The organism is Leifsonia shinshuensis, assembly GCF_013410375.1.
In the GTDB taxonomy this organism is placed as follows: Bacteria; Actinomycetota; Actinomycetes; order Actinomycetales; family Microbacteriaceae; genus Leifsonia; species Leifsonia shinshuensis.
This window is the reverse complement of record NZ_JACCFL010000001.1, coordinates 2149171-2168401: the sequence shown is the minus strand read 5'-3', so window position 1 is coordinate 2168401 and position 19231 is coordinate 2149171. Positions and strand designations below refer to the sequence as shown.

Sequence of the window (19231 nt, the reverse complement as noted above, 5' to 3'; positions counted from 1 at the left end):
CCTTACGTTCCGTGACGCGCGCGGTCGCGGTCGGCGCCGTCCTGCGGCACCCTTGCTCAATGAGCTTCGCACCGGCCCGTCCCCTGGAGCAGCTCTTCGCGTCCAGGTCCAGCATCAAGTGGCGCCGCTATCCGGCGGACGTCCTCCCGGTGTTCGTCGCCGAGATGGACTTCGACGTCGAGCCCGCCATCCTGGACCGGGTCGCCGACACGCTCCGCAACTCGGACACCGGGTACCTCGACTCCGCCGGACCGCTCGCGCCGGCGTTCGCCGACTTCGCCTGGAGCTCCTGGGCGTGGGGCGTCGACCCGCAGTGGGTGCACCTCGCGACCGACGTGACGGTCGGCGTGGTGGAGACCCTGCGCCTGGTGCTTCCCGAGTCGGGCGGGCGGGTGGTGCTGACCCCTCCGGTGTACCCGCCGTTCTTCGAGATGATCGAGGAGGCCGACGCCGTCGCGATCACCGTGCCGCTGCGCGAGGACGCCGGCTGGACGCTCGACCTGGACGCCCTGGAGACCGCGTTCGCGGCCGGGGTGGACGCGATGCTGCTCTGCAACCCGCAGAACCCGACGGGGCGATGTCACAGCCGGCGCAGCCTGGAGGCGCTCGCCCGCCTCGCGGCTCGCTACGGGGTGTTCGTCGTCAGCGACGAGGTGCACGCCCCGCTCGCCCACCCGGGCGTCCGCTTCACGCCGTTCGCACCCGTCGCCCGGGCCGCAGGCGCCCGCGCCGTGACGGTCACCTCCGCCAGCAAGGCGTGGAATCTCGCCGGCCTCAAGTGCGCGGTCATCGTCGCCGCCGAGCCCGCCACCGCCGACCTGCTCACCCGGCTGCCCGAAGAGCTCGCGGCGCGCACCAGCATCCTCGGCCTGCACGCCAATGTCGCCGCGCTGTCCTGCCTGCGCTGGCGCGACGGGCTCCTGGAACAGCTCGTCGAGAACCTCCGGCTGCTGGAGGCCGAGCTCACCGTCCACGCGCCGGCGGTGCGGGTCGTCCGGCCGGACGCCGGCTACCTGGCCTGGCTCGACTTCCGGGACACCGGGCTCGGCGACGACCCGGCGCGCGTCCTCATCGACACCGGGCGGGTGGCGCTCAACTCCGGGCTCGCGTTCGGCGAGCAGGGCCGCGGCTTCGCCCGCATCAACCTGGCCTGCGACCCGAGCACCGTGGTGGAGGCCGTGCGCCGCATCGCCGCCACCGTCGCGGCCTACGCGCCCGTTCCTGCGTAACGCCCCCGCGCGATTCGCGCCGAATCGCCCGAAACCGCCGCGCATTCCCGACATTCGGCACGAATGTCACTCGTGCAACCGTCGGGACATTCGTCACGAATCGCGCGAATGGCGCGCGCTTTCGCGACATTCGGCACGAATGTCGCCGCGGGCTACGCCTCCAGGGCCTGCCGCAGATCCTCGATGATGTCGCGCGGGCTCTCGATCCCGATCGACAGCCGCACCAGCCCCGGCGTGATCCCCGCGTCCAGGCGCTCCTCCTCGGTGAGCTTGGCGTGGATGGTGCTGCCCAGGTGGATGGCCAGCGTGCGGACGTCGCCGATGTGCGTCATCGGGCTGATGAGCTGCAGCGCGTCGAGGAAGCGGCGCGCCGCCTCCTGCCCGCCCGCCAGGTCGATCGACACGATCGAGCCGGGCCCGAGCGGCAGGTACTTCTGAGCGAGCGTGTGGTGCGGGTCCGTCGGCAGGCCCGGGTAGTACACCCGCGCCACCTCCGGCCGCTCCGCCAGCCACTCGGCGACCGCCTGCGCGTTCGCCACGTGACGGTCCATCCGCACCGACAGCGTCTCGATCCCGTGCAGCAGCAGGAAGGTGCTGAGCGCGGGGACGGTGGGACCGTACTCGAGCACGATCACGGACCGCAGGTAGGCGAGGTACGCACCGGCGCCGAAGCGCTCCACGAACGACGCGACGCCCGGCCGGGGCGGCTCGGTGAGCTGCGGGAACCGGTCGGCGTGCGCCGCCCAGTCGAAGCGGCCGGCGTCGACGACGGCGCCGCCGATGACCGAGGCGTGCCCGGACAGCCACTTGGAGGTGGAGTGCACGACGATGTCGGCGCCGTCCTCGATCGGCCGCCACAGGTACGGCGTCGGCACGGTGTTGTCCACCACCAGCGGGACGCCGGCCGCGTGCGCGATCCCGGCGAGGCGCTCGATGTCGACCACCTGGTTCAGCGGGTTGGGCAGCGTCTCGGTGTAGACCGCCTTCGTGTTCGGCCGGAACCGGGCCGCCCACTCCTCGTCGGTCGCGTCGTCGTCCACGTACTCGAAGGCGATCCCCTGCCGCTTCAGGATGCCGCGGAACATCTCCCGCGTGCCCTCGTACAGCGACCGGGTCGCGAGGATGTGGTCGCCCGCCTCGGCGAGCGCGTTGATCGCCGCGGCGATGGCCGCCTGCCCGCTGGAGACGACGATGCCGTCGACGCCGCCCTCCAGGTCGGCGATGCGGCGGCCGGCGACGGCGTTGGTGGGATTGTCGTTGCGCGAGTAGGCCCGGTAGCGGCTGCGGCCGGCGAACCGGTCCTCGCCGTCGTCGAAGTCGTCGAAGACGTAGCCGGCGGTCTGGTAGATCGGGGTCACGCGGGCGCGGGTCTCGGCGTCGACCACGGCTCCGGCGTGGATCTGCCGGGTCTCGAAGTCGAGCGGGCGCGGACAGTCGTCAGGCATGCGGCAACTGTAGTGACGCGGAGCGCCGCTTGTGCGGCGCGGCTTCACCGTTCGTCATGCGACGGCCTCCCGTGCGGTCAGCGCCACCCGTAGAGCTCGCGCAGGGCGGAGCGGACGGTCGCGTACCGGCGTGCGTCCAGGGCGGCGGCCTCCCGGCGCATACCGGTCCGGTGCACGCGGAACACCCGGTCGAGGCGGACGTAGCTCGGCCGGCCCCGGCCATCCCAGTCCCCCGCGCCGATCGCCAGGTACTCGGGCCGCCCGGGATGCGCCTGGCTGGTCAGCGCGACCGCGATCAGGCTGCCCGCGGGCTCGGCGGCGACCACGAGCACCGGACGGTCCTTGCCGCGTCCGTCGTTCTCCTCGTAGGGCACCCAGGTCCAGACGATCTCGCCGGGGTCGGGCTCGCCGTCGGTCTTCGGGTTGTAGGCGGTCCTCAGCCTCGCCAGGCGGCGCGGATCCACCTGGACCGTTGCACCGGCGCCGGAGCGTCCGGGCTCGACCCCGGCGCGCTGTGCCCCGGCGCGCTGGCGCTCAGCGGTCCGCCCCGCGCGGCCGGACGGCGTCGCCCGGGCGGGCGGCTTCGCCTGCCTCCGCGGAGTCCCCGTCCCCCGCGGCGTTCCGGGCCGGAACAGTCGGGCGATCGCGTCCAGGAGTCGGCTCATTCGACGCACGATAGCCGATGCGGGTGAGGCCGAGCGTGAAGCGGAGGACGAGTGCCAGTGCCAGCCCCACCAGGAAGGAGCCGACCAGCACCGAGAAGCCCGCGATCGCCTGGGCCGTGAACAGGTCGAAGTTGCCGCTGTCGACCATGCCGCCGCCCGCCGCGAACAGACCGAGGTACAGCAGTCCGACCAGGCTGGCCACTGTGACGATGACGATGAGCGCCATCGACGGCCCGAACCGCGCCCGCGCGGCCAGGTCGACCATCGTGGCGCACGCCAGGGCGGCGATCGTGCCGAGGAGCAGCGACCAGCCGATCGTGAGCACCCCGGCCGCCGCTGTGATGGCGACGAGCCCGGAGAAGGCGCCGCAGAGCGCGGACACCGTCGTCGGGCGTCGCAGCAGGACCCGGTCGACGATCATCCAGGCGAGGCAGCCGCCTCCCGAGGCGACGAAGGCGTTGATCGCGATCAGCCCGGTGTACGAGTCGACCGCGCCCTCCGATCCGACCACGAGCCCCAGCCAGCCGACCCAGACGAGCGTGCCGCCGATCGCGATGGCGCCGAAGCTGCGCTGCTCCGGCGGCCGGTGCTCGGTGCGCCCGCACGCCAGGATGACGCCGGCCGCTGCCGCTCCCGCTGCCACGCCGATCGGCAGCGCGCCGCCGAAGTCGATGACGCCGAGCACGCCGGTCGCCCAGCCGTCGTCGAGGGCGAAGACGGCGTAGCCGGCCGGGTAGAGCACCAGCACGGACCACAGCACGGTGAGGACCAGCCACGCGCGCAGGGTGACCCTCGACGCGACCGCGACGCCGACGATCGCGACCGACACGCAGCAGACCGCCAGCAGCGAGCCCGCCCGCGCCAGGTCGTAGACGCGCGGGCCGTGCGCCCCGGTCGCGCCGAAGCCCGTTGCGAGGTCGAGCGATGGCATCCCGACCAGGTGGCCGATCAGGGGTCTGCCCGCGAGCATCCCGTACCCGCCCAGCACGCCCAGCAGGACCGTGACCGCGGTGCCGGTGAGCGCGAACAGCAGCGCCCGCGAGGCGGCGGCGCGGCCGCCGAGGCCTCCGACGAAGAAGGCGAGCCCGACCGGGACGAGGAGGGTCAGCGCGCCGCAGAAGAACAGGAGGAGGGCGTCGACCTGCTCGCTCGTCGCGGCCATCCCGCTCCCTCCCGCCTCAATGCAAGCATTACCCTAGCGGTCGGCCGCCACGCCCAGGGCCTCCGCCGGCTACGACGCGGAAACGGGGCGCCGCCCGCAGGCGGCACCCCGTTCACGGATGCTCGATGGTGCGTCGGGCTCACACCGTCTCGAGCGCGTAGCCCTCCTCGCCGTGCACCACGGTGTCGACGCCGGCCAGCTCGTCCTCGTTCTTGATCCGGAAGCCCATCGTCTTCTGGATGACCCAGCCGATCGCGTAGGCCAGGACGAAGGAGTAGATCAGGACACTGAAGGCGCCGAGCGCCTGGGCTCCGAGCTGCACCCAGCTCCCGCCGTACCAGAGGCTGGAGAACGGCTTGGTGGCGTCGCCGCCGATGTGGGTGAAGCCGAAGATGCCGATCCAGAGCGTTCCGACGAGGCCGCCGATGAGGTGGATGCCGACCACGTCGAGCGAGTCGTCGAAGCCGAGCTTGAACTTCAGGTCGATCGCGACGGCGCAGATGGCACCGGCGACCAGGCCGAGCAGGATCGCGAAGCCCGGGGTCAGGATGTTACAGGCCGGGGTGATCGCGACCAGACCGGCGACCGCGCCCGACGCCGCACCGATGGAGGTGGGCTTGCCGTCCTTGATCTTCTCGACGATCAGCCAGCCGATGGTCGCGGCGGCCGGGGCGGCGAGGGTGTTGATCCAGGCGATCGCGGCGACGCCGTCGACAGCGGCCTCCGAGCCGGCGTTGAAGCCGAACCAGCCGAACCACAGCAGCGCGGCGCCGAGCAGCGTCAGCGGCACGTTGTGCGGCTTGCTCATGCCCTTCTGGAAGCCGACGCGCTTGCCGAGCACCAGGGCGAGGGCGAGGCCCGCCGCACCGGCGTTGATGTGCACCGCAGTACCACCGGCGAAGTCGTTCACGTGCAGGATCGTGGAGATCCAGCCGTCCTGGAGGTTGAACACCCAGTACGCGACCGGGAAGTAGACGACCGTCACCCAGATGCCGGCGAAGACCATCCAGGCGCCGAACTTGGCGCGGTCGGCGATGGCACCGGAGATCAGCGCGACCGTGATGATGGCGAAGGTCGCCTGGAAGCCGGCGAACGCGAGCCCGCCGAGGTCCGGAGTCATCCCGTCCTTGCCCATCAGGCTGGAGAGGAACAGGTCGGGGGTGCCGAGCACGTGCGGGATGAGCGGCTTGCCGAACGCGAGCCCGTAGCCGTAGACGACCCAGAGCACGCCCACGATGGCCATCGCGCCGAAGCTCATCATCATCATGGAGACGACGCTCTTCGCGCGGACCATGCCGCCGTAGAAGAAGGCGACGCCGGGCGTCATCAGCAGGACGAGCGCTGCGGCGACGAGCAGCCACAGGGCGTTCACCGTCCCTGTCGTTGCGTAGTCCGCTGCTGTGTGCAAAACCATGCGAGTCTCCACCTCTCTTTGCGACGCCCGTGGGGATGGGGTTCGGACTCATCGGAGCCGGGTCGGGCGCTTCGGGGTGGAGCCAGTCTGATAGCGAGAGGTTTCGGCTGCGGGATGCTCGTGTTTCGCGGGTGTTACGCATCCCCGCACTGTGTAAACAGTCTGTTTCGGGCCCGTGCGAATCCCCGGGGCAGGTGCGGGCGGTCGCCGGGAGCCGCGCTCTACTCGTCGTGCGGCGGCAGTTCACCCGCGGTGAGGGCGATCATGCGCGACATCGAGCGCAGGTACTTCTTGCGGTAGCCGCCGCCCAGCATCTCGTCGTCGAAGACCTCGCTGAGCGGGGTGCCGGTCTGCACGATCGGGATCTCCGCGTCGTACACGCGGTCGATGAACGCGACCAGCCGGAGGGCCGCCATCTGGTCGTGGAGCACGTGCACGTCGGCCAGGCCGATGACGTCGACGCCGTCGAGCATCTTGATGTAGCGGGACGGGTGCACCGTCGCGAGGTGGGAGATGAGGCCGTCGAACGTGTCGCTGGTCGCCGTCTCGCCGCGGGCGGTGAGCGCCGACAGCACCCGGTCGTACTCCCCCGCGTCGACGCTGACCGCGTGGCCGGAGGTGTCGCGGCGGCGGTAGTCGAGCCCGTCGATCCGCAGCGTCTGGAAGTTGGCGGAGAGGGACTGGATCTCGCGCAGGAAGTCGCTCGCGGCGAAGCGGCCCTCGCCGAGCGCGTTCGGCGGCGTGTTGCTCGTGGCTGCGATGCGGGTGCCGGAGGCGACCAGCTCGCCCAGCATCCGGGTCATCATCATCGTGTCGCCCGGGTCGTCCAGCTCGAACTCGTCGATGCAGATCAGGGTCGAGCCGCGGAGGAGGTCGACCGCGCCCGCGTAGCCGAGCGCGCCCACCAGCGCGGTGTACTCGATGAAGGTGCCGAAGTACTTGGGGCCGGGCGCCTCGTGCCAGAGCGCGGCGAGGAGGTGGGTCTTGCCGACTCCGAAGCCGCCGTCGAGGTAGACGCCCGGCTTCATGGCCTCCACCTTGCGGCGGCTGCGGCTGAACAGGCCGGCAGGCCGCTGCGGCTCCCACGACTTGGCGAACAGCTTGAGCGTGGCGACGGCCTCCGACTGGGACGGGTAGTCGTGGTCGGGCCGGTAGGACTCGAAGGTGGCGTGCTCGAACTGCGACGGCGGCACCAGGCTCGCCGCGATCTCGGCGCCGGTGATCGCCGGCGAGCGGTCCGCGAGGCGGGGCAGGGCTCCGGTCGTCTCGATCGTCATGTCTGGATGCGCACCTTAGTGTGAAGAAGTGTTGACGGGACGTTCGTCACCCGCCGCTGGCCGCGTAGCCTGGACTCCTGGCCCGCGATTTCGCAGGCTCCCAGCCTAACCCGGAGGATCAGCAGCATGGCCATCGCCACCGACCCGTCGACCGACTTCGCCGGCTACGCGCACCCCGAACGGCTGGTGAGCACGGGCTGGCTGGCCGAGCACCTCGGCGAACCCGGCCTCGTCGTGGTCGAGTCGGACGAGGATGTGCTGCTCTACGACACCGGCCACATCCCCGGCGCCGTCAAGATCGACTGGCACACCGACCTCAACGACCCGGTGATCCGCGACTACGTCAGCCCGGATCGCTTCGCCGAGCTCCTGGGCTCCAAGGGCATCGCCCGCGACACCACCGTCGTGATCTACGGCGACAAGAACAACTGGTGGGCCGCGTACGCGCTCTGGGTGTTCACCCTGTTCGGCCACGAGGACGTCCGCCTGCTCGACGGCGGCCGCGACAAGTGGCTCGCGGAGGGCCGCGAGCTCACCCGCGAGGTGCCGACGCCCGCGCCGGTGGAGTACCCGGTGGTGGAGCGCGACGACCACACCATCCGCGCCTTCAAGGAGGACGTGCTCGCCCACCTCGGGCTCGTCCGTTCGGGGGAAGGGGCCCTCATCGACGTCCGCTCCCCCGAGGAGTACAGCGGCGAGCGCACCGAGATCCCCGGCTACCCCACCGAGGGCGCACTGCGCGCCGGCCACATCCCGTCGGCCGCCTCCGTGCCGTGGGCGCGCGCCGCCGCGCCGGACGCGACCTTCAAGCGCCGCGCCGACCTGGAGGCCATCTACCTCGGCGACGCGGGCCTGAAGCCCGGCGACGACGTGGTGGCGTACTGCCGCATCGGCGAGCGCTCCAGCCACACCTGGTTCGTGCTGACGCACCTGCTCGGCTTCGAGAACGTCCGCAACTACGACGGCTCCTGGACGGAGTGGGGCTCGGCCGTGCGCGTGCCGATCGTGACGGGCACGGAGCCGGGCGAGGTTCCCGCGCTCTGACCCTGCCGCACCCGCACGAAGGTAGCCTTTAAGCATGACCGCCCTCACCGGCACGCTCGCCGAGATCCGCGACGACTTCCAGGCGCTGGAGCAGAACGACCGCCTGCAGCTGCTGCTGGAGTTCTCGGACGAGCTCCCCGACCTCCCGGAGCGCTACCGCGACCACCCGGACCTGCTGGAGCGCGTCGAGGAGTGCCAGGCGCCGGTGTTCATCTTCGTGGAGGTCGACGACAACGACATCGTGCACCTCTACGCGACGGCCCCCAAGGAGGCGCCGACCACCCGCGGCTTCGCGTCGATCCTGGTCCAGGGCCTCGCCGGTCTCACGGCCGACGAGGTGCTGGCGGTGCCGGACGACTTCCCGAACACGCTCGGCCTGACCCAGGCGGTGTCGCCGCTGCGCATCCGCGGGATGTCCGCGCTGCTCGGGCGCACGAAGCGGCAGGTGCGGGCGAAGGTGGCGGCGTAGGCGCGGCTGGCGCTCAGCCGCGCCGGTAGTCGGCGAACACCCGGCGGCTCTCGCCGTCGAGGGTGACCTCGCCGCCGTACGGCACGATCCACTGCGGCGTCGTGTGGCCGAACGGCACCGCGACGCAGACGACGGCCTCGGGGTTGTACTCGGCGACGGTCTCGATCACGGCGTCGCGCTGGGCGGCTCGGAGTCGGGCCCGCTCGGCCGCGTCCGGCCGGTGCTCGAACGTGCTCACCGGCGGTCGCGCCGCGAGCACGCCGGCCAGGGGCGCGAGCAGCCCGCGCTCGCCCAGCGCGCGCAGGGTGTAGCGCACCCAGTGCGCGGGAGGGGTGAGCTCGCTCGTCTCGACCAGCAGCACCGCGCCCTCCAGGGCCGACGGCGGGAACGGGAAGCGGTCGGCCAGCAGGATCCAGTCCACGACCTCGAGGCACCCACCCCAGGTGCGGCCGGTCACCCTCCGCGCCGGGCCGGCCCACGCGAACCCCTCCGTCGGCTCGCGGTCGCCGGTCTCGGTGAGCGCCCGCGGGTCGCCCCAGTCCGTCCCGAAGTCCTCCGACTCCCCCGGGTCGGTCAACTCGATCCGCTCGCCGCCGAGCAGAGCGGCCCGCAGCGACCGCAGGTGGCTGTCGTGGACGCGCGGCCCGGGTCCCAGGTTCACCTGCGTGCTGCCGCCGTAGAACCCGGCGACGCCCGCCGACCACAGCCAGTTCAGGAGGTTGGTGTTGTCGCTGTAACCGAGGAACGGCTTGGGGTCCGAAAGCACCGCCTCCAGGTCCAGGTGCGGGATGACCCGGATCTGGTCGTCGCCGCCGATCGTCGCCAGGACCGCCCGGATCCCGGGATCGGCGAAGGCCGCGTTCAGGTCGCGGGCGCGCTCCTCCGGCGTCGCGCCGAGCTGGCGGGTGGTCGGGTACTCCACGGGGACGAGCCCGGTCAGCTCCTCGAGTCTCCGCAGCGCCTGCTCGTGCACGGCGGGCCAGCGCGCCGGCGCCGCGAACGACGGCGACAGCACCGCCACCCGGTCGCCCGGCCGGGCCGCGGGCGGCACGACCGGCCGCCACGCCCCGCTCACGCGTGCCCGTCCAGCCACTCCCGCACCGAGGCGGTCCACTTCGCCTCGTCGTAGTTCCAGAGCTTGGTGTGCAGCGCCACCGTGAACGGCACGAACGTGACGATGTCGCTGCGCGCCGCGGCGAGCGCGCGGGAGGCGGTGTCCGGCACGAAGCCGTCGTCCTCGCTGTGCAGGATGAGCATCGGCAGGCTGAGGTCGGCCGCGCGGGCGACGAAGTCCATGCTGCGGAGGTCGATCGGGGCGCCCTGGCCGGTGATCGGGCCGCTCCAGTTGGAGGCGATCAGGCGCATCGCGCCCTGGGCGATCGCGTCAGGGAGGCGCAGCATGTTCGCCTGGAACTCGAGCGTGTCGATCCAGTCCACGACCGGCGACTCCAGGACGACGCCCGTGACCTGGTCGAGGTTCGGTGAGCGGGTGATCGTCTGCAGCACGACGGCGCCGCCCATCGACCAGCCCATCAGCACGATCGAGCGGGCGCCGTTCTCCACGGCGTAGCGGATGGCGGCGTCGATGTCGCGCCACTCGGTCCCGCCGAGGCCGTAGCGGCGGTCGGCGCTCTCCGGGGCGTCGCCGTCGTTGCGGTAGGACGCGAGGAGGCACGAGTAGCCGGCGGCGTGGAAGGTCGGCACCGCGCGCAGCCCCTCCTGGCGGGTGGCGCCCCAGCCGTGCACCTGGATCACCCAGCGGCCCGCGGCCGCGTCGTCCGCGGCCGCCGGGAACACCCATGCCGGCGCCTGCCCCAGGTCGGTCTGGATCTCGACGCTCTCCACCGGCAGGTCGAGCTCCTCCGGCTCCAGGTAGTAGTAGCCGCTGATCCGCGCCCGGCCGAGGCCCAGGTCGCCGAAGTGGACCCGCTCCAGCTCGCGCACGACGCTGCCGTCGGCGGTCTCCAGGAGGCCGCCGATCTTCGCGTACCCGGACTCGGAGCCGAACCAGAGCCCGAAGCGTCCCGGCATGGCCGCGTCCGGGGTCCGCTTGAGGGTGATCGTGCCGAGCGCCTCGTCCACCCTGAGGACGGTTTCGCGGTGCGGCCTGCGGCGCACCGGCGTGATGACCGTCCGCGCCACCCGCGCCATCGCGTAGCCGGCGCCGGCCGCCGTGACGAGGATCAGTCCCCCCGCGACGGCCGCCGTGATGCCGACCGCCTTCCCGAATGCCCCGTGCCCGCCCGATCCGCTGCTGGTGGTCGCCATGCCCGACAGCGTAGCCGCGCCCGCGGGCCGCCGCCTTCAGGAGTCCGCCGGGCGGCGTGCCTTACTGTCGCCGGACCGCCAACCCTTCTAGTGTTCGTAACGTGTCGACACCCACTTCGACCCCGCACCTGCCGGGGGAATACGCGACGGCGCTGGAGTCCATCCGCGCCGCGAAGGCGCGCCCCGAGCTCGTGATCACCGAGATCCCCGCTCCCGCGCAGCTCGCGCCGTTCTCGATCGCGCTCGCGGCGGACGTGCGGCCGGCTCGGCATGGCGACGACTCGGACCTCGGCACCGGGCGTTTCATCCTGCTCTACGACCCCGACGAGCCGGAGGCCTGGGGCGGCCCCTTCCGCATCGTCTGCTTCGCACAGGCGCCGCTGGAGACCGACATCGGGCTCGACCCGTTCCTCGCCGACGTCGCGTGGTCCTGGCTGGTCGACGCGCTCGACGCGCGGCACGCCAAGTACACCGCAGCGAGCGGCACCGCGACCAAGATCATCTCCACCGGCTTCGGCGAGCTCGCCGCGCAGGGCGACGGCGCCCAGATCGAGCTGCGCGCGTCCTGGAGCCCGCTGGAGACCGACATCGCCGCCCACGTGGAGGGCTGGGGCGAGCTGCTGTGCATGCTCGCCGGGCTGCCGCCGACGGGCGAAGGAGTGAGCCTGCTGAGCGCGAGACGGACACCGCGTGGCTGAGCACACCGTCATCGACACGCCCGACGGCTACCACCGGGCCCTGGATCGGATCGTCGCCGGCGAAGGACCGATCGCGGTCGACGCCGAGCGCGCCAGCGGTTTCCGCTACTCGCAGCGCGCGTACCTCATCCAGATGTTCCGGCGCGGCTCCGGCACCTTCCTGTTCGACCCGCCCGCGATCGGCCGGTTCGACGAGCTCAACGAGGCGATCGCCGGCGATGAGTGGGTGCTGCACGCCGCGACCCAGGACCTGACCTGCCTGCGCGAGGTCGGCCTGGACCCGGTCAGCATCTTCGACACCGAGCTCGCCGCGCGCCTGCTCGGGATGCCTCGCGTGGGCCTCGGCACCGTGGTGGAGGAGCTGCTCGGCATCCACCTCGCCAAGGAGCACAGCGCGGCCGACTGGTCGACGCGTCCGCTGCCCGAGCCGTGGCTGGACTACGCCGCCCTCGACGTCGAGCTGCTGCCCGACCTGCGCGACGCGATCGAAGGGCTGCTGGTGGAGGCGGGCAAGACCGACATCGCCCGGCAGGAGTTCGCGGACGAGCTCACCCGCGAGCTCGCGGTGCAGCGCAGCGAGCCCTGGCGGCGGCTCTCCGGCATCCACTCGATCCGCGGCCTGCGCAACCTGGCCGTCGCGCGCGAGTTGTGGCTGAGCCGCGACGCGCTCGCCCAGCAGCTGGACGTGGCGCCGGGACGGCTCGTTCCGGACGCCTCCCTGACCGCCGCCGCGAAGGCGATGCCCGACTCCAAGCGCGCCCTCGCCGCCATGCGGGAGTTCACCGGCCGCGCCAGCCGCACCGAGCTCGACCGCTGGTGGAGCGCCATCGAGGCCGGCCGCACCACCGAGGACCTGCCGGTGCTCCGCGGGCCGGGCGACAGCCTCCCGCCGCCGCGCGCCTGGTCCGACCGCAACCCGGAGGCCGATGCCCGGCTCAAGGCCGCGCGCGCCGCGCTGACGACCGTGGCCGAGGAGCTCTCGCTCCCGCTGGAGAACCTGCTCACCCCGGACACCCTGCGCCGCGTCGCGTGGACGCCGCCGGCCGAGATCACCGCTGCGACGGTCGCCGACGCGCTCGCCAAGCACGGCGCGCGACGCTGGCAGATTGAGGCAACCTCACAGGCGATCGCCCAGGCGTTTGTGGAAAGCAGCCAAACGCCCGGCGACGCGTCCGAAGCCGCTTCGTAGAAAGAATCAAACGATTCCTGTCCCGCGTCCGGGCCTCTTTAGGATCGTCAGCGACCTGATTGGGAGGCACTGTGGCCGATAGAACGGAAGTCGTGTTCGTCGACGGAGTCCGTACTCCGTTTGGACGTGCGGGCGAAAAAGGGCAGTACTGGAACACCCGCGCGGACGACCTGGTCGTCAAGGCCATGATCGGCCTGCTCGAGCGGAATCCGAACGTGCCCAAGGAGCGCATCGACGATGTCGCCATCGCGGCGACGACGCAGCAGGGCGACCAGGGCCTGACCCTGGGCCGCACGGCGGCGCTCCTGGCCGGGCTGCCGAAGTCGGTGCCCGGTTTCGCGATCGACCGGATGTGCGCCGGCGCGATGACCAGCGTCACCACGCTCGGCTCCGGGATCGCGTTCGGCAGCTACGACCTGGTGATCGCCGGCGGCGTCGAGCACATGGGACGGCACCCGATGGGCTTCGGCGCCGACCCGAACCCGCGGTTCCTGTCCGAGCGCATGGTCGCCGAGGACGCCCTCAACATGGGCATGACCGCCGAGCGCATCCACGACCGGTTCCCCGCGCTCACCAAGGAGCGCTCCGACCGGTTCGCCCTGGGCAGCCAGCAGAAGACCGCCGCCGCGTACGCCGCGGGCAAGCTGCAGCCGGACCTGGTGCCCGTCGCCATCCGCTCCGAGCAGGGCTGGGGCCTCGCCACGCAGGACGAGGGCATGCGGCCCGAGACCACAATGGAGGGCCTCGCCACGCTGAAGACCCCGTTCCGCCCGCACGGCCGGGTGACCGCGGGCAACGCGTCGCCGCTCACCGACGGCGCCACCGCGAGCCTGCTGGCGTCCGCCGACGCGGTGAAGGAGTTCGGCCTGAAGCCGAAGATGCGCATGGTCAGCTTCGCGTTCGCCGGAGTGGAGCCGGAGATCATGGGCATCGGCCCGGTCCCGTCCACCGAGAAGGCGCTCCGCAAGGCGGGCCTGACCATCGACGACATCGGCCTGTTCGAGCTGAACGAGGCGTTCGCCATCCAGGTGCTCTCCTTCCTCGACCACTTCGGCATCGACGACGCCGACCCCCGGGTCAACAAGTGGGGCGGCGCCATCGCGATCGGGCACCCGCTCGCCGCGAGCGGCGTGCGCCTGATGATCCAGCTCGCCCGCCAGTTCGAGGAGCACCCGGAGGTCCGCTACGGGCTCACCGCGATGTGCGTCGGCCTCGGCCAGGGCGGCACCGTGATCTGGGAGAACCCGAACTACGACAAGCGCGCCGCGCGGAAGGGCTGAGCCAGACGTGACCGACTACAGCACCATCGACTTCTCCCCGCTCGTCGAGCTGACCTCCGACGAGGTCGTCACCCACTCCCTCGTGAAGGACGTGCCGCTCCCCAGCGGCAAGACCCTCGCGCTGGTCACCCTCGACAACGGCCGCGACCACACCCGCCCGAACACGATGGGCCCTGCCACGCTCCTGGAGCTCGGCCGGACCTTCGACGCCCTGACCGAGCGCGCCGCGCGCGGCGAGATCGACGCGGTCGCCGTCACCGGCAAGCCGTTCATCCTCGCCGCCGGCGCCGACCTCAGCCGGGTCAGCGACATCCCGAGCGTGGAGGTCGCCAAGCTGCTCCCGCAGCTCGGCCACTACGTCCTCGGCAAGCAGGCGACCTTCGGCGTCCCGTCGTTCGTGTTCACGAACGGCCTCGCGCTCGGCGGCGGCGTGGAGATCGGCCTGAACGCCGACTACCGCACCATCGACCGCAACGCGGCGGCGTTCGCACTGCCGGAGGTCTTCCTCGGCCTCATTCCCGGCTGGGGCGGCGCGACCATCCTGCCGAACCTGATCGGCATCGAGAACGCGCTCAAGGTCGTGGTCGAGAACCCGCTCAAGCAGAATCGGATGCTGAAGCCCCGGGAGGTCTTCGAGCTCGGGATCGCCGACGCGATCTTCGACTCGGCGAACTTCCTCGAGGACTCGCTGAAGTGGGCCGACAAGGTGCTCACCGGCGCGATCGAGGTCAAGCGCCCGAACGTGCCGGGCAAGGTCGAGCGCATGGTCAAGTGGGACGCTGCGATCGGCATCGCCCGCAAGATGCTGGAGAGCCGCATCGGCACGGTCCCGAAGTCGCCGTACAAGGCACTGGAGCTGCTCAAGGCCGCCAAGTCGAACGACCGCGCCGCCGGCTTCGAGCTCGAGGACGACGCGCTCGCGGAGCTGATCTCGGGCGACCAGTTCCAGGCCAGCATCTACGCGTTCAACCTCGTGCAGAAGCGCGCCAAGCGCCCGGCCGGCGCACCGGACAAGTCGCTGGCCAAGAAGGTCACCAAGATCGGCGTCATCGGCGCCGGGTACATGGCCAGCCAGTTCGCCCTCCTCTTCGTGCGCCGCCTGCGGGTCCCGGTGGTCATCACCGACCTGGACCAGGCGCACGTCGACAAGGGCGTGGCGTACATCCACGACGAGATCGGGAAGCTCCAGGAGAAGGACCGCATCTCCCCGGACGAGGCCAACCGCCTGCGCGCCCTCGTCACCGGGACCACCGACAAGGCCGACTTCGCCGACTGCGACTGGGTCATCGAGGCCGTCTTCGAGGAGCTGACCGTCAAGCAGGACGTCTTCGCGGAGGTCGAGCAGTACCTCTCCGACGAGGCCGTGCTGGCGACCAACACCTCCTCGCTGTCGGTGGAGCAGATCGGCGCGAAGCTGAAGCACCCCGAGCGCCTGGTCGGCTTCCACTTCTTCACCCCGGTCGCGGTCATGCCGCTGATCGAGGTCGTGAAGACGCCGCACACCGACGACGCCACGCTGTCCACGGCGATGGTCACGGCCGCCGCGCTCAAGAAGAACGCGGTCATCACCGCCGACACCCCCGGGTTCGTGGTCAACCGGGTGCTGGCGAAGGTCCTCGGCGAGGCCATGCACGCGGTCGACGACGGCACGCCGTTCGAGACCGTGGACAAGGCCTTCGCCCCGCTGGGCCTGCCGATGGCGCCCTCCGCGCTGCTCGACCTGGTCGGCCTGAAGGTCGGAGCGCACGTGCTCGACACGCACCACGCGGCCTTCCCCGACCGGTTCTACCGCAGCGAGAACCTGCACCGCCTGGCGGAGTACAGCACGCTGCTGGAGAAGGACTCGAAGGGCAAGGTGAAGGGCCTCGACAAGGGCGCGGCCAAGATCCTGGCCGGCGGCAAGAGCCCGTGGACCGAGCAGGAGATCCTGCGCCGGCTCGAGGACGGGCTGGCCGACGAGATCCACCGCATGCTCGTGGACGACCACGTGGTCGAGGCGCCGGAGGACATCGACCTCTGCATGATCCTCGGCGCGGGCTTCCCGTTCCAGATGGGCGGCATCACGCCGTACCTCGACCGGGTCGGCGCCTCCGAGCGGGTCTTCGGCGACACCTTCCAGCACCCGCCCGTCCGCGGCGTCCGCACCCCAGCGGAGGCCGTCGCCTAACCGCCGAGTACGCAGAAACTCCGGCGAAAACCGCCGAGTACGCAGATTTTTCGCGTACTCGGCGGTTTCGTTTTTTCACCCACGACGGGTCTTGACCGACCGAAGAGCGGCTCGTTAGCGTTCATATATCTCACTGGTGTGCGAGGTTGGGGGGCTCCGTGACGGATCAGAAGGCAGCGCCGCAGACCGGAGTGTCCGCTCCGGTGAAGCTCTCGATGCTCACGATGACCGGCATGGTCGTGGGCAGCATGGTCGGCGCGGGAGTGTTCTCGCTCCCCCGCCGGTTCGCCCAGGAGACCGGCGTCGCCGGCGCGCTCATCGCGTGGACGATCGCGGGCGTCGGCATGCTCATGCTCGCGTTCGTCTTCCAGCTGCTCGCCAACCGCAAGCCCAAGCTCGACGCCGGTGTCTACGCGTACGCCAAGGCCGGGTTCGGCGAGTACCTCGGCTTCTTCTCCGCGTTCGGGTACTGGGCCAGCGCCTCGGTCGGGCTCGTCTTCTACTGGGTCTTCATCATGTCGACGATCGGCGCGGTCGTGCCAGGATTCGGCGACGGCGACACCATCCTCGCCATCGCGATCTCCTCGGCGGCGCTCTGGGGCTTCTTCTTCCTCATCCGGCGCGGCATCAAGGAGGCCGCCGCCATCAACCGCATCGTCACGGTCGCCAAGATCGTGCCGATCATCGTGTTCATCCTGCTGGCGCTCTTCGTGCTCAAGCCCGACGTGTTCGCCGCCAACTGGGGCGGCGCCGACTACGCCGGCTCGCTGTTCAACCAGGTCCGCAACACCATGCTGGTGACCGTCTTCGTGTTCCTGGGCGTGGAGGGCGCGAGCACCTACTCCCGGCACGCCAAGCGCCGCGCGGACGTCGGACGCGCCACCATCCTCGGCTTCGTGAGCGTCTTCGCGGTGTTCGCCTCGGTCACGATCGTGTCCTACGGCGTGCTGCCGATGGGCGAGATCGCCAAGCTCCGACAGCCGTCGATGGCCGGCGTGCTGGAGGCCGCGGTCGGGCCGTGGGGCGCCTGGTTCGTGAGCATCGGGCTGATCGTGTCGGTCCTCGGCGCGTACCTCGCCTGGTCGCTCATGGCGGCGGAGGTGCTGTTCGTGGCCGCCAAGGACCACGACATGCCGCGCTTCCTCGCCCGCGCGAACAGCCAGGACGTGCCGACCGCCGCGCTGCTGCTGACGGCCCTGTTCGTCCAGGCGGTCCTGGTCATCATCTACTTCGCCAACGACGCCCTGAACCTCGCGCTCGACCTGACCAGTGCGCTCACCCTCATCCCCTTCTTCCTCGCGGCGCTGTACGCGCTGAAACTCGTGACCACGCGCGAGACCTACGTGGAGGAGCCGCGCGGCTGGGGCCGCGACCTGGTCGTGACGATCCTGGCCGTCGTCTACACGGCGTTCCTGCTGTTCGCCGCCGGCCTCACCTTCGTGCTGCTGTCCTTCATCATCTACGCGCCGGCGACCATCCTGTTCGTGATGGTCCGGCGCGAGCAGGGCAGGAAGGTCTTCAGCGGCCGGGAGCTCATCATCTTCGCCGTCTCCGTGCTCGGCGCGATCCTCGGCATCGTGGCGCTCTCGGTCGGCTGGATCAGCCTGTGACATCGCCCGAACGCTTCCCGTCGAACACCAATCACGCACGATACGTAAGGGGAACACTGTGACCGACACCACATTCGGCGTCCACTCGGAGGTCGGGCAGCTTCGGCGCGTGCTCGTGGCCTCGCCCGGGCTCGCCCACCACCGGCTCACGCCGACCAACGCCGACGACCTCCTGTTCGACGACGTGATGTGGGTCGAGAACGCCAAGCGCGACCACGCCGCCTTCGTCGCGGACCTCCGCTCCCACGGGGTCGAGGTGCTCGAGCTGCACGAGGTGCTCGCCGAGACCGTGGCGCAGCCCGAGGCGCGGGCGTGGCTGCTCGACCGCAAGGTGATCCCGAACGAGGTCGGGCTCGGCCTGATGGAGGGCACCCGCGCGTTCCTGGAGTCGCTGCCCGCCGAGCGGCTGGCCGAGTTCCTCATCGGCGGGCTCTCCACGGCCGACCTGCCCGAGGACTACCGCACCGGCTACATCGCGCTGGCCCGCGAGTCGACCGGGGTCCGCGAGTACCTGATGCCGCCGCTGCCGAACACGCTGTACACGCGCGACACCACGTCGTGGATCTACGGCGGCGTCACCCTGAATCCGCTCTACTGGCCGGCCCGCCACGACGAGACGCTGCTCATGAAGGCGATCTATCTGTTCCACCCGGCGTTCGCGGGCGCCCGCGTCTGGTGGGGCGACCCGGAGCGCGACTGGGGCCAGGCCACGCTGGAGGGCGGCGACGTCATGCCGGTCGGCAACGGCGCGGTCCTGATCGGCATGAGCGAGCGCAGCTCCCGGCAGGCGATCACGCAGACCGCCGCCGCACTGTTCGAGGCCGGCGCCGCCGAGCAGGTCATCGTCGCGGGCATGCCCAAGCTGCGCTCCGCCATGCACCTGGACACCGTGTTCACCTTCGCCGACCGCGACCTCGTCACCCTGTACCCGGAGATCATGGACCGGGTGCACACCTTCACCCTCCGCCCGGGGAGCGCCGCGGACCCCGTCCACGTGACCGACGAGGAGGGCCGTGCGTTCGTGGACGTCGTGGCCGGCGCACTCGGCCTCCCCCGCCTCCGGGTGATCGAGACCGCAGGCGACAACTACGAGACCGAGCGCCAGCAGTGGGACAGCGGCAACAACGCGGTCGCGCTGCGGCCCGGCGTCGTCTACGCCTACGACCGCAACACCGCCACCAACGACGCGCTCCGCAAGGCCGGCGTCGAGGTCATCCCGATCGTCGGCGCCGAGCTCGGCCGCGGCCGCGGCGGCGGCCACTGCATGACCTGCCCGCTGCTGCGCGACGCGGTCGAGTTCTGACGCCGTCCCGC

16 protein-coding genes are annotated in these 19231 nt (G+C 71.3%); 9 read left to right on the top strand and 7 right to left on the bottom strand.

The genetic code is table 11. The features are described 5' to 3' along the window. The first annotated feature begins 59 nt into the window (after positions 1 to 59). Positions 60 to 1229, top strand: coding sequence for a MalY/PatB family protein (locus tag HNR13_RS10505; RefSeq protein WP_179605704.1), 1170 nt, complete (start codon positions 60 to 62; stop codon positions 1227 to 1229). Between the two features lie 152 nt (positions 1230 to 1381). Here the strand turns inward: HNR13_RS10505 and HNR13_RS10500 are convergent, their stop codons facing one another. The 5 genes from HNR13_RS10500 to zapE all read right to left on the bottom strand — a co-directional run bounded on the left by HNR13_RS10500 (position 1382) and on the right by zapE (position 7192). Then, a complete protein-coding gene (locus HNR13_RS10500) occupies positions 1382 to 2674 on the bottom strand; it encodes an O-acetylhomoserine aminocarboxypropyltransferase/cysteine synthase family protein (protein ID WP_179605703.1) in 1293 nt (430 codons plus the stop codon). 77 nt (positions 2675 to 2751) lie between these two features. Beyond that, positions 2752 to 3138 (bottom strand): type II toxin-antitoxin system PemK/MazF family toxin, encoded by a 387-nt coding sequence (locus HNR13_RS10495; RefSeq protein ID WP_179603896.1) that lies wholly within the window; start codon positions 3136 to 3138, stop codon positions 2752 to 2754. Positions 3139 to 3208: 70 nt separating this feature from the next. Next, positions 3209 to 4501 carry an ammonium transporter gene (locus tag HNR13_RS10490; RefSeq protein ID WP_179605702.1) on the bottom strand — a complete coding sequence of 431 codons (1293 nt, stop codon included), beginning with the start codon at positions 4499 to 4501 and terminating at the stop codon, positions 3209 to 3211. Positions 4502 to 4640: 139 nt separating this feature from the next. Beyond that, the gene (locus HNR13_RS10485) at positions 4641 to 5915 is read right to left on the bottom strand and encodes an ammonium transporter (RefSeq protein ID WP_179605701.1); all 1275 of its coding nucleotides are present in this window, start codon (positions 5913 to 5915) and stop codon (positions 4641 to 4643) included. Positions 5916 to 6136: 221 nt separating this feature from the next. Next, complete coding sequence (gene zapE, locus HNR13_RS10480; protein WP_179605700.1) at positions 6137 to 7192, bottom strand: cell division protein ZapE; 1056 nt, start codon at positions 7190 to 7192, stop codon at positions 6137 to 6139. A gap of 126 nt (positions 7193 to 7318) precedes the next feature. On the opposite strand from zapE, the gene HNR13_RS10475 reads away from it, so the two are divergent. Beyond that, positions 7319 to 8236 (top strand): sulfurtransferase, encoded by a 918-nt coding sequence (locus tag HNR13_RS10475; protein WP_179605699.1) that lies wholly within the window; start codon positions 7319 to 7321, stop codon positions 8234 to 8236. Between the two features lie 34 nt (positions 8237 to 8270). Continuing rightward, complete coding sequence (locus HNR13_RS10470) at positions 8271 to 8705, top strand: SufE family protein (protein ID WP_179605698.1); 435 nt, start codon at positions 8271 to 8273, stop codon at positions 8703 to 8705. Between the two features lie 13 nt (positions 8706 to 8718). Here the strand turns inward: HNR13_RS10470 and HNR13_RS10465 are convergent, their stop codons facing one another. Then, a complete protein-coding gene (locus HNR13_RS10465; RefSeq protein WP_179605697.1) occupies positions 8719 to 9780 on the bottom strand; it encodes an LD-carboxypeptidase in 1062 nt (353 codons plus the stop codon). Beyond that, positions 9777 to 10973 (bottom strand): alpha/beta hydrolase family protein, encoded by a 1197-nt coding sequence (locus HNR13_RS10460; protein ID WP_179605696.1) that lies wholly within the window; start codon positions 10971 to 10973, stop codon positions 9777 to 9779. The genes HNR13_RS10465 and HNR13_RS10460 overlap by 4 nt, the downstream gene beginning before the upstream one ends. A gap of 101 nt (positions 10974 to 11074) precedes the next feature. Here HNR13_RS10460 and HNR13_RS10455 point away from each other — a divergent pair, with 101 nt between their 5' ends. From HNR13_RS10455 to HNR13_RS10430, 6 genes are all read left to right on the top strand, one after another. Then, complete coding sequence (locus tag HNR13_RS10455; RefSeq protein WP_179605695.1) at positions 11075 to 11671, top strand: DUF3000 family protein; 597 nt, start codon at positions 11075 to 11077, stop codon at positions 11669 to 11671. Then, positions 11664 to 12860, top strand: a complete 1197-nt coding sequence (locus tag HNR13_RS10450; protein ID WP_179605694.1) for an HRDC domain-containing protein — start codon at positions 11664 to 11666, stop codon at positions 12858 to 12860. The genes HNR13_RS10455 and HNR13_RS10450 overlap by 8 nt, the downstream gene beginning before the upstream one ends. Before the next feature lie 71 nt (positions 12861 to 12931). Next, a complete protein-coding gene (locus HNR13_RS10445) occupies positions 12932 to 14140 on the top strand; it encodes an acetyl-CoA C-acyltransferase (RefSeq protein ID WP_179605693.1) in 1209 nt (402 codons plus the stop codon). A gap of 7 nt (positions 14141 to 14147) precedes the next feature. Beyond that, positions 14148 to 16307: a 3-hydroxyacyl-CoA dehydrogenase NAD-binding domain-containing protein gene (locus tag HNR13_RS10440; protein WP_179605692.1), complete on the top strand. Its 2160-nt coding sequence runs from the start codon at positions 14148 to 14150 to the stop codon at positions 16305 to 16307. A 158-nt stretch (positions 16308 to 16465) separates the two neighbouring features. Beyond that, complete coding sequence (locus HNR13_RS10435) at positions 16466 to 17917, top strand: basic amino acid/polyamine antiporter (RefSeq protein ID WP_382313140.1); 1452 nt, start codon at positions 16466 to 16468, stop codon at positions 17915 to 17917. Positions 17918 to 17975: 58 nt separating this feature from the next. After that, the gene (locus tag HNR13_RS10430; RefSeq protein ID WP_179605691.1) at positions 17976 to 19220 is read left to right on the top strand and encodes an arginine deiminase; all 1245 of its coding nucleotides are present in this window, start codon (positions 17976 to 17978) and stop codon (positions 19218 to 19220) included. Positions 19221 to 19231 lie beyond the last annotated feature (11 nt).